Source organism: Corynebacterium lipophilum, from assembly GCF_024102595.1.
GTDB classification, from domain to species: Bacteria; Actinomycetota; Actinomycetes; order Mycobacteriales; family Mycobacteriaceae; genus Corynebacterium; species Corynebacterium pseudogenitalium.
Genome location: NZ_JAEUWV010000001.1, coordinates 227,537 through 239,448, shown reverse-complemented (window position 1 = coordinate 239,448; position 11,912 = coordinate 227,537). Strand labels below are relative to the sequence as shown.

Here is an 11,912-nt window from a genome sequence, read left to right as displayed (position 1 = left end):
GTGTACGCTTGACGCCATGATAGACGCGAGCCACACTTTCGAACCAGCTGAATTGCTGGGCACTGTGCTGCCCGCTTCAGTCCCGGAACTGCGTCTGCTTGCGGTCATGACACTTTCCGGCGCGGCCTCTCTCGATGGCACCTCCCGCTCCCTTGGCAACGCCATCGATGCCGCGCTGCTCAACCTGCTGCGTGTGTGGTCCGACGCTGTCTTAGTCGGTGGAGGCACCGCGCGGGCGGAAAACTACTTCGGAGTCAAGTGCACCGACGAGGACAAGGCCGAACGTCGGTCCCGCGGGCAGGCGGAGGTCCCACCGCTTGCGATCATCACCGAAAGCTTCGAGTTTGACGTGGACACACAGTTGTTTTACGACACGGAGGTGCCTCCGCTTTTCCTCGCTCCGGAGCACCACGTCGACGATCCGGAGCTCGCCGAGCGTCGAGAAGCACTCCTGCACGCGGGCGGCCGCATTCTGTCCACTGGCGATGGCACTGCACGCTCAATTATCGATGCCCTGCACGCCCAGGGCTTTAACCGCATCGTTTGCGAGGGCGGACCTGGACTCTACGACATGCTCCTGACTGCTGGGCTCGGTGACATTTTGCACCTGACCATCGACCCTACGTTGCAAGGCAAGGTAGAAAAGCCCCTCTTCGGCGGAGGTGGAGACTATGCCACCCCGCTCGAGCTCGAAGACGTGCGGGTGAGCGAGGACTCGACGATGTTCGTGCGCTACCGTCTGTGGGGCACTGCTGCTTCCCACGAGGGGTAACTGCATTCGGTACTGTTATGCAAGTGACGTACGCACAAGACACTCCCCCCGCCTGGGCGCAGCGCCTGAACAACATCTGGACCGCTCCTGCCCCACAGAATGGCTCGCACACCACAGCGGCAACGCGCACGCTACAAACCGCCGCTAACGCAGCTGCCTGGCCACTGGCACTTCTGCTCACCATCCACCGAGTTGCCGTTCTTGCAAGGCACGGCTCCCAGACCGACGACTTCACCACCGTGTGGGCTGCCACCCGTCGCTTTGTCGAGCGCGTCCCCGTCTACAACGAGGTGTATCACCACGTCGATCCGCACTATCTTTACAATCCTGGAGCTACGCTACTGCTCTCACCTTTGGGCCTGTTTGACGACGCCTCGCTGATCCGTCCACTCTTTGTTTTAGTAAACACCGCCGCCATTCTTGCGGCACTTGGAATCCTCACGAAGCTCAGTGGAAAACCGCTGAGCCACCCGCTGCTACCTATCAGCATCGTGCTCAGTTTCTGCACCGAGTCAGTTGTAAACACACTCGTCTTTTCGAACATCAATGGTGTATTGCTGCTCCTCTTTACCGTATTCCTCTATAGCTATACTCACAGGCGCTTTGTGTTAGCCGGCGTCTGCCTAGGCCTCGCCATACTGGTCAAGCCGATGTTTGCCCCCTTGGTGGTGTTGCCACTCATGCAACTCCGCTGGCGTTGCGTCGTACCGAGTGTCCTAGTTCCCGTGCTCTTCAACGTTGTCGCATGGCCAATGACACCGGGCGCCCGCGATTACATCGATGTCGTCGTCCCCTATCTAAAGATCACCCGCGACTATGCCAATTCATCGCTTGCCGGCTTCACGACTTACTTTGGCTTTCCGACGCAGTTCTACGACGCACTATTCGTCTTTTTCGGCATCACTGTCGCTATAGCGGTCCTGGGGCTTGCCCGCTGGCGCTGGTCAGACGAGCTCCTATGGCTCACGTTTAGCTCCACGGTTTTACTCGCGGGTGTATGTTTGCTCTCGTCCCTCGGCCAGGCTTACTACTCGATGATGCTCTTCCCGGCGGCTTTCACTGTTCTTTCAGCACGAAGCCCAATGCACACCAGCGGCCCCTGGATCGGACTGTTTTTCTGCCTTGCACCGTTACAATGGACGACACTTCGAAACCCTCTCATCGGGAACTGGATTACTACATTCCTCCCCACATTGGGTTGGGCTGTGTTCATCGTATCGACGGCCACCTGGGTACTCACAACAGTGTTCACAACAAAGAAAGGCGACAGAGACCCTCATGACAGAGAATCGTTTTCAGCAGATGACGGAAGCAGAGTGGAAAGCTCACCTCGCCCCTGAGGAATTCCGTGTACTTCGGCAAGCCGGCACCGAAGCACCTGGAGTTGGTGAGTACACCGATCATTTCGAAGAAGGCATCTACGTGTGCCGCGCATGCGGCGCAGAGTTGTTCCGCTCTACAACGAAGTTCGACGCCCACTGCGGGTGGCCAGCGTTCTACGCTCCTGATAGCGAAGCCGCCGTCATCAAGCGAGCCGATTACTCTCTCGGGATGGTAAGAACTGAGGTGCTTTGCGCTCAATGCCATTCCCACCTGGGGCATGTATTCGAGGGTGAGGGTTTCAACACACCAACCGATCAGAGATACTGCATCAATTCAATTTCTCTGAAGTTTGATGCCCCAAGAAAGGACGATTAAAGAACTCCCCCAGCGCCGAGATGCGCTGAGGGAGTTTTTGATTTCGCAATGCCAGCTACGGCAGAACCTTTATGATGTCAGCAATGCTTGCGACGCGGCGACCGGTCTGGAACGGGATTTCTTCTCGGACGTGAAGGCGCGCTTCTGTGTAGCGCATCGTCTTCATAAGTGACTCAATACGCTCCAGCGTGTCCGCCTCGAACGAAAGCATCCACTCATAGTCGCCAAGGACAAAGGCCTCGACGGTGTTGGCACGAACGTCTGCATAGTCGCGTGCTGCCATGCCATGCTCCATTAGGATCTTGCGACGCTTCTCAGGCTCCATTACGTACCAGTCGTATGAACGAACGAATGGGTACACCGTAATCCAGTCCTTCGGATCCTCCCCCATGATGAAGCTCGGAAGATGCGATTTGTTGAACTCCGCAGGGCGGTGAATTCCATTACCGAGCCACGAAACCTCCAACAGCTGACCGAACGCAGTGTCACGGCGGAATCGCGCGAGTGCATCCTGGATGTACTCGAATTCCTCCGCATGCCACCAAATCATGAAGTCCGCGTCAGCCCGAATACCAGTGTTGTCATAGATACCACGTACGACAACTTTCCCTTCCTCTTTGAGCTGCTCAAAGAACTTTTCTGCTTCTGCGATAACTTCGTCGCGCTCGGTACCAAGTGCACCTGGGATCGCACGAAATACCGCGTACTGCAGGTAGCGCTGGGTTGCGTTCAGCTTTTCGTAGTCAAGCTTCGCCATTTAAACTCTCCTTCTGAGATTCACGGAAACACGTTGGATGCCAAGGCGACCAACCGTCGCTATAAAAACATACATCAAACGAAAGTACTAGTTCAGTGTACACTTCGCTGCAAACGCTGAATCTTGCCAACCAATATACGGCGCGCCTCGCCCCCTCAAAGCCGCATCCTCATTAGCTTGGTTGGCGTGATAAACTCGGATACCACCTCCCCAAGCGAGAGCGCGTCGACTCCTGCGGAGTTCACCGCAGCGGTCGAATCGATGCATAAGGCTCAAGTGCGCCCAGAAATCTCCATCGGTACCATTCGGCCTCCTCAGCGGCCTGCACCGTTTAGCCACGCCGTTGGGCTTGAGGTTATCCAGACCAAGCCAGACCAAGGTGACGCGTTCGGTCGCCTCATCCTGCTTCATTCCCCCGACGCCGAAGAGGCCTGGGAGGGTTCAATGCGACTAGTCGCCTATATCCAGGCAGATATGGACGATGCTGTCGCGGCGGATCCACTTCTCCCCGATGTGGCATGGCAGTGGCTTAACGAGTCGCTCGATGGCAATGGGGCCGGGTTTACCAACCTTGGAGGTACGGTAACCTCCACAGCTTCCGTCCGCTACGGGGAGATTGGCGGCCCTCCGCGGGCGTACCAATTGGAGATGCGCGCATCTTGGACAGCTGAAGGAATTGATCTGTCATCGCATGTGGAAGCGTTTGCAAATGTCCTCAGTTTAGTGGCGGGTCTGCCACCCGAAGGTGTGCGAACTATTTCGTAGCATTAGTATGTGTACGCATGGAAGTGAATTTGTCCTACACCTTTGTCGATCATCCATCGCAGTTTGCCGAGGTAGCTGATCAATTAGCCGAAGGACTTGGTCCTTTTTGTATCGATACCGAACGAGCCGGCGCGTACCGCTACGATGACCGAGCATTCCTCGTGCAGATCTACCGCAAAGACGCGGGAACGTTCCTCATTGCCCCTGAGCACTATCGAGACGAGTTCGAACAGTACTTTGCACCAGTCTGCAATGATCAGGAGTGGGTAATACACGCGGCGAGAGAGGATCTACCGTGTCTCGCGCAATTAGGATTACGCCCGTCCACTATTTTCGATACCGAACTTGCAGCACGATTTGCAGGCTACCCAGCAACCAAACTTGGCGTGTTGGTAAAGAAGTTTTGCCAAGTCTCACTTCCCAAGCAGCACGGCGATGCCGATTGGTCACAGACAGCACTGACTGACTCAATGCTCGAGTACGCAGCGCAGGACGTTATTTACCTGCCCCACCTTGAACAGGCCTTAGTACACCTCCTCGATATGCAAGGCAAACTTGAATACGCGAATCAAGAATTTGCTCATTTGGTAGCTACGCGTTCAAACCCGGGGGTAAAGAAACATTCTTGGCTCGATATACCCCAGGTTTCGGACAAATTGTCGGATCTCGAGCTCACTTTGACGAAGTGGCTTTGGGATGCTCGCGATTGTTTTGCCTACGACCAAGACATAGCTCCGGGATTAGTACTTCCGAACAAGATGCTGGTACCACTGGCTCAGTCCCGCCCAACGACCGTTGACGAATTGCTGGCGTTTGACGGTGCAACCCATGCGCTCACCACCTATCCATACTTCTGGCTCGAGACAATCCATGATGCGCTGTTATCCCCATTTGAAACCGCGCTGAGGGAACAACTTCGCTTACCTACTAGGAAAAGCATTTGGGAGTGGACAAGGCACAACAAAGTGGCGCTACGTACGCGACAAAACATAAACAATCGGGTCGCCGAAATCGCCGAGACTCTTAAGATCCGCAAAGAGCTGATTTTGACGAACAAGGTCCTCGAACGGACCATATGGACCGCCTTCCACGAACGTCTAGATTGGCCAATGGAATACACCCGTCCCCTGCTCAAGCAGATGGGACTGCGCGAATGGCAAATAGACTTCCTAGCACCTATTTTCGTGGCGGAACAGCCGGAACCTCGCCGCTAGGCAGCGAGTGCCTTATTGATCGCGGTCCTCAAGGCCGCGTACCCACTCGCGAATCTTTTTCGTCGCAGCTGACTCGTCCATACCGAATTCTTCAAAGATCTGTTCCCGGGAAGCGTGCTCTGGGAACACCTGAGGAAATGCAATATGCCGCAGCGGTGTGTCGATTTCAGCGTAGGACAACGCTTCTGCAATTGCTGAACCAACGCCTCCATGCACGATCCCGTCTTCATACACCACGACAAGATCGGACTCAACCGCAAGCTCGAGAATATCAGGGGAAACAGGCACAACCCAACGAGGATCTACCAGGGTAACTCGAACATTGTCCGATTCCAATCGTTCAGCGACCCGTAGTGCCGAATCCGCAAAAACTCCCACTGCAACAATCAACACATCAACTGTCTGGTCACTTTCATCATTCTGCGCAGTCGATGATGGCTCTCGAAGAATATCGACGCCTCCTGGAAGCCGCTTAATAGCTGCTCGGTTCTCGCCGACGTTCCCCTTAGGGAAGCGGACGACAGTTGGCCCGTCCTTAACAGTCAAAGCTTCCCTAAACAGTTCCCTTAGCTGCTGCGGATCGCGAGGCGCCGCGACACGAATATTTGGGACGATCGACGTCAGCGCCATATCCCACACGCCGTTGTGGCTTGCGCCGTCCGTACCAGTGACGCCCGCTCTATCGAGCACTACAGTCAACGGCTGCTTGATAAGTGCTGCGTCCATCAGGAGCTGATCGAAAGCTCGGTTCAAAAATGTGGAGTAGACCGCGACAACGGGGTGCAGTCCCCCGAGAGCAAGCCCGCTGGCAGAGGCAATCGCATGCTGCTCCGCAATACCGACATCAAAAAATCTATCAGGAAATTCCTCTGCGAACGGTGCAAGGCCTGTCGGCCCAGCCATAGCGGCCGTGATTGCGACAATGTCACGTCGAGTCCTAGCGGCGTCGAGAAGTTCCTCGGTGAAAATTGATGTCCACCCTGGCTTGGACTTCTTCAGAGTTTCTCCTGTAACAGGGTCAATCGCACCAGTGGAGTGCATTTGGTCGGCGATGTTGTTAACTGCGGGGGCGAAGCCGTGGCCTTTCTCAGTCACAACATGCACAATCAAGGGCCCCTCGTAGGTCTTCGCGTACTCGAAAGCGCTTAGCAACGCCGTGAGGTCGTGACCTTCTACTGGCCCAACGTACTTCATCCCCAGCTCTGGGAACATCTCTGTTGGGATAACCTGGGCCTTCACTCCTTCTTTCAGCGCATGAAGCGCTTCAAACGTCCGTTCTCCGACCCAACCCATCGACTTGAGGGTCTTCTTACCGGATTCCATTACGTCGTCGTAGCCGGGTTTCATGCGCAAAGCTGCGAGCTGATCACGAAGGCGAGTCAGGTTGTTCGCAAAACCACCAATAGTTGGCGAATACGAGCGACCATTGTCATTTACGACTATGACTACGTTGCGTTCTGCGGCTGCAATGTTGTTCAGCGCTTCCCAGCACATCCCACCTGTCAGTGCACCGTCACCGACGACGGCGACAACATTTTCGTCGCCCTTGCCCTGAATGTACTTGGCTTTCGCTAAGCCATCTGCAATTGAAAGCGAAGCACTCGCGTGCGATGACTCAGTCCAATCATGTTCCGACTCCGAGCGCGAGGTATAGCCAGAAAGACCGTCTTTCTGACGCAAGGAATCAAACTGACCAGCACGCCCGGTCAGAATTTTATGCACGTACGACTGGTGAGAGGTATCAAAAACGACCGGTTCCGTTGGCGAGTCGAATACGTAATGCAGTGCAATTGTCAACTCGACAACGCCGAGGTTCGGCCCCAGGTGACCTCCCGTTGCTGACACCTTCTCAATTAAAAACTGGCGTACTTCATCAGCGAGATCTGATAATTCCCCAGGCGCCAACGACTTCAAATCCGCTGGCGAATTGAGTTTACCTATCAGTCCCACGGTCCTCTACTTCTCCTTTAGAACAAGCAATAGTTGACGCTAGTTTACACCTTGCGGGGCGCACGCCCCATTCCTAATGAGGACGCAGAGGCTCCAGGCATGCAAGCGTTTCAAAGTGATGCGTTCCTGGAAATGCATCGATGACTTTTATCTCAGTTACGTGATATCCGCATGCTCCCCAACTTGCTAAATCTCTAGCAAATGCTGCCGGATCGCACCCAATGTGAATCACTCGCTGCGGACTCGCCGCTGCGATATCATGAATCACTTTGTCTCCAGCACCAGTTCGAGGAGGGTCGAGCACAACCAGGCCCGCGGGGGGCAAGGATCGAATTCCTGTTTCTACCCGGGAGTTGACTTTGTTGACGTCGAGGCTTGCAAGTGCAGGCTGAGAATGCGCCATCGCGGACTTCGAATAGTCGACGGTTGCAACCGGACCACCACCGAGTGCCGCGGACATGGATGGAACAAAGAGCCCTACTCCGCCATAGAGGTCCCAACCGGAATTGTTCTGATAAGGCCTCCCCGCAAGGGACCACTCACGCACCAGATCTGCATATGCCGACGGTGCACTACGGTGCGCCTGCCAAAACGCAGTCGCCGGAAACTCAAACCTATCGTTTCCGACCATTTCTACGATGTTGCCGGAGCCTTCAACCGTACGGTCTATTCGTTCCACGCGCCGTCCGCGTTGGACTTTGCTCGTTTCAACGACATGCCGGTTCCCGAGAGAATCGATGACGACGACTATCTCAGACCCAGGAGTAAATCGTCGTGCCCCATCGCCAACAATCCCGTCAAACAGTTCCGGCATCGCCTGAGTACAACGCTCGGCGACGACGTCATTGGAACGTGCTTTCCTGAAACCGGCACGCCCCTGCGCATCAGTGCCGAGTCGGATACGCGTCCGCCATCCGGTCGTAGGCGCTAAAGCCTGAACCGAAATGGCGGTGAGATCAATGCCATCAAGCACACCAGATGGACGTGCCATTTTTTCAAGCTGTCCAACAAGTACCTCTGTTTTGGCGGCCCGCTGCAGAGATTCACTCATATGCGCAAAGTCGCAGCAGCCCGCACCTGCCGCAGCAGCAGGACATCCTACCTTCACTCGATCTGGTGAAGTTTGTTGTATCTCGAGCAGTTCACCGCGAGCCCACCGCTTTTTCACTTTCAGCAGTTTGACGGTCGCTGTTTCTCCAGGTAGAGCGCCTTGCACGAAGACAACTCGTCCGTCATTGGCAAGGGCAATAGCCTCACCGCCGTGAGCAAAGGCGTGGAATGTGACTTGAATGCTGTCGCCTGGTGTCAGCGATGGTTGGGCACTCATTAATTATTCTTATTCGCTTCGTTGTTTTGTGCGATGATCTGTTTCAGCGCGTCACTCAGGGCGTTCGGGTTTCCAGCCTGTGGGCTCTGCTGCTGCGACTCCTGCGCAGCCCGCTCCTGTACAGCCTGCTGCACCTGCCGAGCCAACTGCGCAGGCAGGACGACTGGCAAAGAGTTACCCGCCAAAATTGGGTCCGGACCGCGGTAAACAAAGCTGCGTGCTACGACTTCCCGCCCGAGCTCAGCAAGCTGTTCTTCCATTCCCGCCGGAGCGGCCAACGTGACACGGTACAGCCATCGAGGCGCCTCAACACCTATGATGCGGATCACGCCGTTAGCGCCAGTACCGACGATTTCGGTTCCCCAGAGGCCCTCTTCAAACTCGACAGGCATGTCCTCGTTCTTCATGCCCTCGGCAATTTCTTCTGCCGATTCGGCCCACAGGCCGCCGTTACGCGGTGCAGCGAAAGCAACCGGAGTGATGCGACCGTACCTGGTAACGATGTGCACCATCTTCGGGCCGTTCTCGCCCATTTCAACCTGCACCTGCGAATCCTTTGGCAGCGGAATCTGCATTGATCCGAGGTTGAGGTTCACCTGGGAGAAGTCAGAAAAATCGAACTCCTCAATGTCGACGTTGTCGCCGTCGAACGGACCGGTAGATCCACTGATTGGATCATAATCGGCAAGAGTACCAGTGGCTGATGGAGTCTGGGATAGATCAGTATCCGCTGCAATCCCCGTGTCCTGAGACTTTGGTGCTGTGACCTCTAGATCGTCGTTGGTCTCTGCCTCCGTCTGAGCTGGGGCAGCGTCTTCCTTCTGCTGGTCTTTCTTCTTTTTACCAAATGGCCACCATGCCATGGGTGATCACCTTTCGAGTGAAGTTGTGTATTTCAAAAAAGTTTCTTCGGGTGAGAATTACTCTAGTACGGGCCCAATGTGGCCTCAGGCGAGCCCCGTTGATCCGTATCCTTGGGCACCACGCTGGGTATCGTCAAGCTCGGAAACTTCGACGAAGTCAACCAACTCGACTTTTTGCACCACTAGTTGAGCAATCCGCATTCCTCGTTCAACTGTAAACGAACATTCACGGTCGGTATTAAGAAGGCAAATCTTCAACTCCCCTCGATACTGGGCATCAATGGTGCCTGGCGTGTTCACAATAGAAATCCCGTGTTTGGCAGCGAGTCCCGAACGAGGATGAATGAGCCCGACAGTTCCCATGGGCAACGCGACAGCAATTCCGGTGCCGATGAGCGCCCGTTCGCCGGGAGCCAATGTCCGTGTTTCCGAGGAGTAAAGGTCCGCCCCGGCGTCACCTTCATGCGCTCGTTTAGGAAGCGGCATGTCTGGATCAAGACGTTTTACTGAAATTGGTTCAAGAGAGGTCACTTCATACACCTTACGGGATTCCATTGCGTGTGCATTCTTAAGATAATTTCGCCTAGTGTTATTGGGTAACGTATTCGGGAGTACATCGAATTGACGAGTTGATGAGGGTATGAATAGCAACCAAAACGCACCGGCATCCAGTGGTTCCAAAGTCTTATATACGGAGCGTCAATGGGTGCCTTGGTACTGGTGGATCATCGGTGCAGCATTAACGCTGCTCATCGGGGCACAACTTACGCTCAACCGCAATTTTTGGTGGTTTATTATCCCCGTGCTCGTTATCGGAAGTTTAGTTTTTTGGTTCTTGACATGGCTTTCGAAAACTACAATTGCGGTCGAGCAAGACAGCGACGGCACTCGTTGGCTCGTCGTTGACGACGCCAACTTACCCAACACCGTTGTCAGCAGATCTATGGTTGTCCCTGCATCGGCGAAGCGAAATGCTCTCGGACGACAATTAGACCCAGCTGCTTTCTTGGTATCGCATGGTTGGGTGAAAGAACATATTCTGCTTGTCTTGGACGATCCTCAGGACCCAACCCCCTACTGGCTAATTGCTGCGAAAGAACCGGAGAAAATCCTCGGAATGTTTTTGCCTGAGCAGCGGACCGCCTAGGGATCGCACGACTGCGTTGCTCGCTACTACTCGCAGTCGAGGCAAATCTTCTGGCCGTCTTCGGTTTCGTAAGCCAGCCGATTCTTTTTCTGAACCAAATAGCAAGACGCACAAGTGAATTCGTTATCTTGGCGAGGCTTTACCTCAACGTTCAGTTCCTCACCGGACAGATCTTGAAGTGGCGGTTCAAACGGTTCAACGATTTCACCGTCATCATCCATGCTGCTGCCCGCAACCTCCGCAGCCTTCAAGCCCTCGAGGGAGTCAGTCTCAAGCTCGTCTTCTGCGCGCTTACGCGGTGCATCGTAATCGGTCGCCATGGTGGTGGTGCCTCCAGGAGTAGTCAAGTTCAGCAATGCCTAGGCCCGTTGAGGAGATACGCTTCCTATAGATGAGCCTCAGCCTTTTTATTGGTTTGGAGCCGAATAATAAAGCACACAAAGCTATATGTCATATTACAAGGTCAGCAGGCCAATACCCACGGGTTCCCTACACATCAAAGGCTTTATAGCTAATTAAAGTACAGCGACGTCAACCCGCTCGTTCTAGGTACCGCGCTCCTAAATATTTTCCTACATGCGCAATGAGCACACCTTTTGTATGCTCAATGTTATGACTACAACAAGTGGAATTGATGGTGCCCAAGAGCACTATGGTATGGGCGTCGATGTCGGCGGTTCTGGAATCAAGGGCGCCATCGTCAACCTCAAAACCGGAGAATTCGTCGGCGACAGGATCAAGATCGCAACTCCTCAGCCAGCTACACCTGAAGCTGTTGCATCAACAGTCGCAGAGATCGTCCGTCTCCACGAATGGGACGGCCCTGTGGGAGTAACGCTGCCGTCGGTGATTCAGCATCAGATCGCAAAGAGCGCAGCTAACATCGACCCGTCGTGGATCGACACCGATGTGCATGAGCTCTTTGAGCAGCATCTCCCTGAGCGCTCTGTCACTGTATTAAACGACGCCGACGCCGCGGGGCTTGCTGAAGTTGCCTTTGGCAATGAACGAGCCCGAAACGGTTCTGTCATATTCCTCACGTTTGGCACTGGTATTGGTTCAGCGTTCCTGGTTAATGGGCACCTCTTCCCTAACACAGAAATTGGCCATTTAATCGTCAATAGGAAGGAAGCAGAGCACGTCGCCTCCTCAGCTGTAAAGCAGAGGGAAGACCTGAGCTTCAAGAAGTGGGCGAAGCGAGTTGATAAGGTGCTGCACGAATACGCGCGACTGTTTAATCCAGAGTGTTTCGTCGTCGGTGGTGGCATCTCGCGGAAATCTGACAAATGGGTCCCTCTATTGACTGTCGACACTCCTGTCGTCGTGGCCACTCTTCGCAACCGAGCAGGCATTGTCGGAGCAGCGATGGCGGCCAATGAGCACCTCGCACCGTAACTAGCGAGACTCGGCGTCTAACAC

Annotated in this window: 13 protein-coding genes; 7 read left to right on the top strand and 6 right to left on the bottom strand. The window is 54.6% G+C overall.

Features of this window, described 5'->3' with window-relative positions:
- Positions 1 to 16: 16 nt before the first annotated feature.
- Genes JMN37_RS01120 through msrB form a run of 3 tightly spaced genes read left to right on the top strand, consistent with a single transcriptional unit; the run spans position 17 to position 2,470 of the window.
- Complete coding sequence (locus JMN37_RS01120) at positions 17 to 772, top strand: pyrimidine reductase family protein (protein WP_252930844.1); 756 nt, start codon at positions 17 to 19, stop codon at positions 770 to 772.
- Positions 773 to 795: 23 nt separating this feature from the next.
- Positions 796 to 2,112, top strand: coding sequence for a glycosyltransferase family 87 protein (locus tag JMN37_RS01115; protein ID WP_252930843.1), 1,317 nt, complete (start codon positions 796 to 798; stop codon positions 2,110 to 2,112).
- Positions 2,051 to 2,470, top strand: coding sequence for a peptide-methionine (R)-S-oxide reductase MsrB (msrB, locus tag JMN37_RS01110; RefSeq protein ID WP_070976779.1), 420 nt, complete (start codon positions 2,051 to 2,053; stop codon positions 2,468 to 2,470). Before JMN37_RS01115 ends, msrB begins: the two co-directional genes overlap by 62 nt.
- 55 nt (positions 2,471 to 2,525) lie before the next feature.
- Here msrB and hemQ read toward each other — a convergent pair whose 3' ends face one another.
- Complete coding sequence (gene hemQ, locus JMN37_RS01105) at positions 2,526 to 3,227, bottom strand: hydrogen peroxide-dependent heme synthase (protein WP_071572574.1); 702 nt, start codon at positions 3,225 to 3,227, stop codon at positions 2,526 to 2,528.
- A 177-nt stretch (positions 3,228 to 3,404) separates the two neighbouring features.
- Between hemQ and JMN37_RS01100 the strand changes: the two genes are divergently transcribed.
- Both JMN37_RS01100 and JMN37_RS01095 read left to right on the top strand, forming a co-directional pair.
- Positions 3,405 to 3,992, top strand: a complete 588-nt coding sequence (locus JMN37_RS01100; protein ID WP_256472553.1) for a DUF3000 domain-containing protein — start codon at positions 3,405 to 3,407, stop codon at positions 3,990 to 3,992.
- A 17-nt stretch (positions 3,993 to 4,009) separates the two neighbouring features.
- Entirely contained in the window at positions 4,010 to 5,206 is a 1,197-nt protein-coding gene (locus JMN37_RS01095; protein ID WP_252930842.1) for an HRDC domain-containing protein, read from the top strand.
- Between the two features lie 12 nt (positions 5,207 to 5,218).
- On the opposite strand, the gene dxs is transcribed toward JMN37_RS01095, so the two are convergent.
- The 4 genes from dxs to dut form a co-directional block, all read right to left on the bottom strand.
- Positions 5,219 to 7,156: a 1-deoxy-D-xylulose-5-phosphate synthase gene (gene dxs, locus JMN37_RS01090; RefSeq protein ID WP_071572572.1), complete on the bottom strand. Its 1,938-nt coding sequence runs from the start codon at positions 7,154 to 7,156 to the stop codon at positions 5,219 to 5,221.
- A gap of 73 nt (positions 7,157 to 7,229) precedes the next feature.
- A complete protein-coding gene (locus tag JMN37_RS01085; protein ID WP_071572571.1) occupies positions 7,230 to 8,483 on the bottom strand; it encodes a class I SAM-dependent RNA methyltransferase in 1,254 nt (417 codons plus the stop codon).
- Positions 8,483 to 9,346 carry a DUF3710 domain-containing protein gene (locus tag JMN37_RS01080; protein WP_071572570.1) on the bottom strand — a complete coding sequence of 288 codons (864 nt, stop codon included), beginning with the start codon at positions 9,344 to 9,346 and terminating at the stop codon, positions 8,483 to 8,485. Before JMN37_RS01080 ends, JMN37_RS01085 begins: the two co-directional genes overlap by 1 nt.
- A gap of 84 nt (positions 9,347 to 9,430) precedes the next feature.
- Positions 9,431 to 9,901 carry a dUTP diphosphatase gene (gene dut / locus JMN37_RS01075; RefSeq protein WP_070362355.1) on the bottom strand — a complete coding sequence of 157 codons (471 nt, stop codon included), beginning with the start codon at positions 9,899 to 9,901 and terminating at the stop codon, positions 9,431 to 9,433.
- 85 nt (positions 9,902 to 9,986) lie between these two features.
- On the opposite strand from dut, the gene JMN37_RS01070 reads away from it, so the two are divergent.
- On the top strand, positions 9,987 to 10,493 hold the full coding sequence (locus JMN37_RS01070) for a DUF3093 domain-containing protein (RefSeq protein WP_071572569.1): 507 nt from the start codon (positions 9,987 to 9,989) through the stop codon (positions 10,491 to 10,493).
- A gap of 26 nt (positions 10,494 to 10,519) precedes the next feature.
- On the opposite strand, the gene JMN37_RS01065 is transcribed toward JMN37_RS01070, so the two are convergent.
- Positions 10,520 to 10,813: a DUF4193 domain-containing protein gene (locus tag JMN37_RS01065; protein ID WP_070363501.1), complete on the bottom strand. Its 294-nt coding sequence runs from the start codon at positions 10,811 to 10,813 to the stop codon at positions 10,520 to 10,522.
- Positions 10,814 to 11,105: 292 nt separating this feature from the next.
- On the opposite strand from JMN37_RS01065, the gene ppgK reads away from it, so the two are divergent.
- Complete coding sequence (ppgK, locus tag JMN37_RS01060; protein ID WP_070363500.1) at positions 11,106 to 11,888, top strand: polyphosphate--glucose phosphotransferase; 783 nt, start codon at positions 11,106 to 11,108, stop codon at positions 11,886 to 11,888.
- Positions 11,889 to 11,912 lie beyond the last annotated feature (24 nt).

Coding starts and splice junctions, on each gene's coding strand:
- JMN37_RS01120 (WP_252930844.1), top strand. CDS start 17: ATGATAGACGCGAGCCACACTTTCGAACCAGCTGAATTGCTGGGCACT.
- msrB (WP_070976779.1), top strand. CDS start 2,051: ATGACAGAGAATCGTTTTCAGCAGATGACGGAAGCAGAGTGGAAAGCT.
- hemQ (WP_071572574.1), bottom strand. CDS start 3,227: ATGGCGAAGCTTGACTACGAAAAGCTGAACGCAACCCAGCGCTACCTG.
- JMN37_RS01095 (WP_252930842.1), top strand. CDS start 4,010: ATGGAAGTGAATTTGTCCTACACCTTTGTCGATCATCCATCGCAGTTT.
- JMN37_RS01085 (WP_071572571.1), bottom strand. CDS start 8,483: ATGAGTGCCCAACCATCGCTGACACCAGGCGACAGCATTCAAGTCACA.
- JMN37_RS01080 (WP_071572570.1), bottom strand. CDS start 9,346: ATGGCATGGTGGCCATTTGGTAAAAAGAAGAAAGACCAGCAGAAGGAA.
- dut (WP_070362355.1), bottom strand. CDS start 9,901: ATGGAATCCCGTAAGGTGTATGAAGTGACCTCTCTTGAACCAATTTCA.
- JMN37_RS01070 (WP_071572569.1), top strand. CDS start 9,987: ATGAATAGCAACCAAAACGCACCGGCATCCAGTGGTTCCAAAGTCTTA.
- JMN37_RS01065 (WP_070363501.1), bottom strand. CDS start 10,813: ATGGCGACCGATTACGATGCACCGCGTAAGCGCGCAGAAGACGAGCTT.
- ppgK (WP_070363500.1), top strand. CDS start 11,106: ATGACTACAACAAGTGGAATTGATGGTGCCCAAGAGCACTATGGTATG.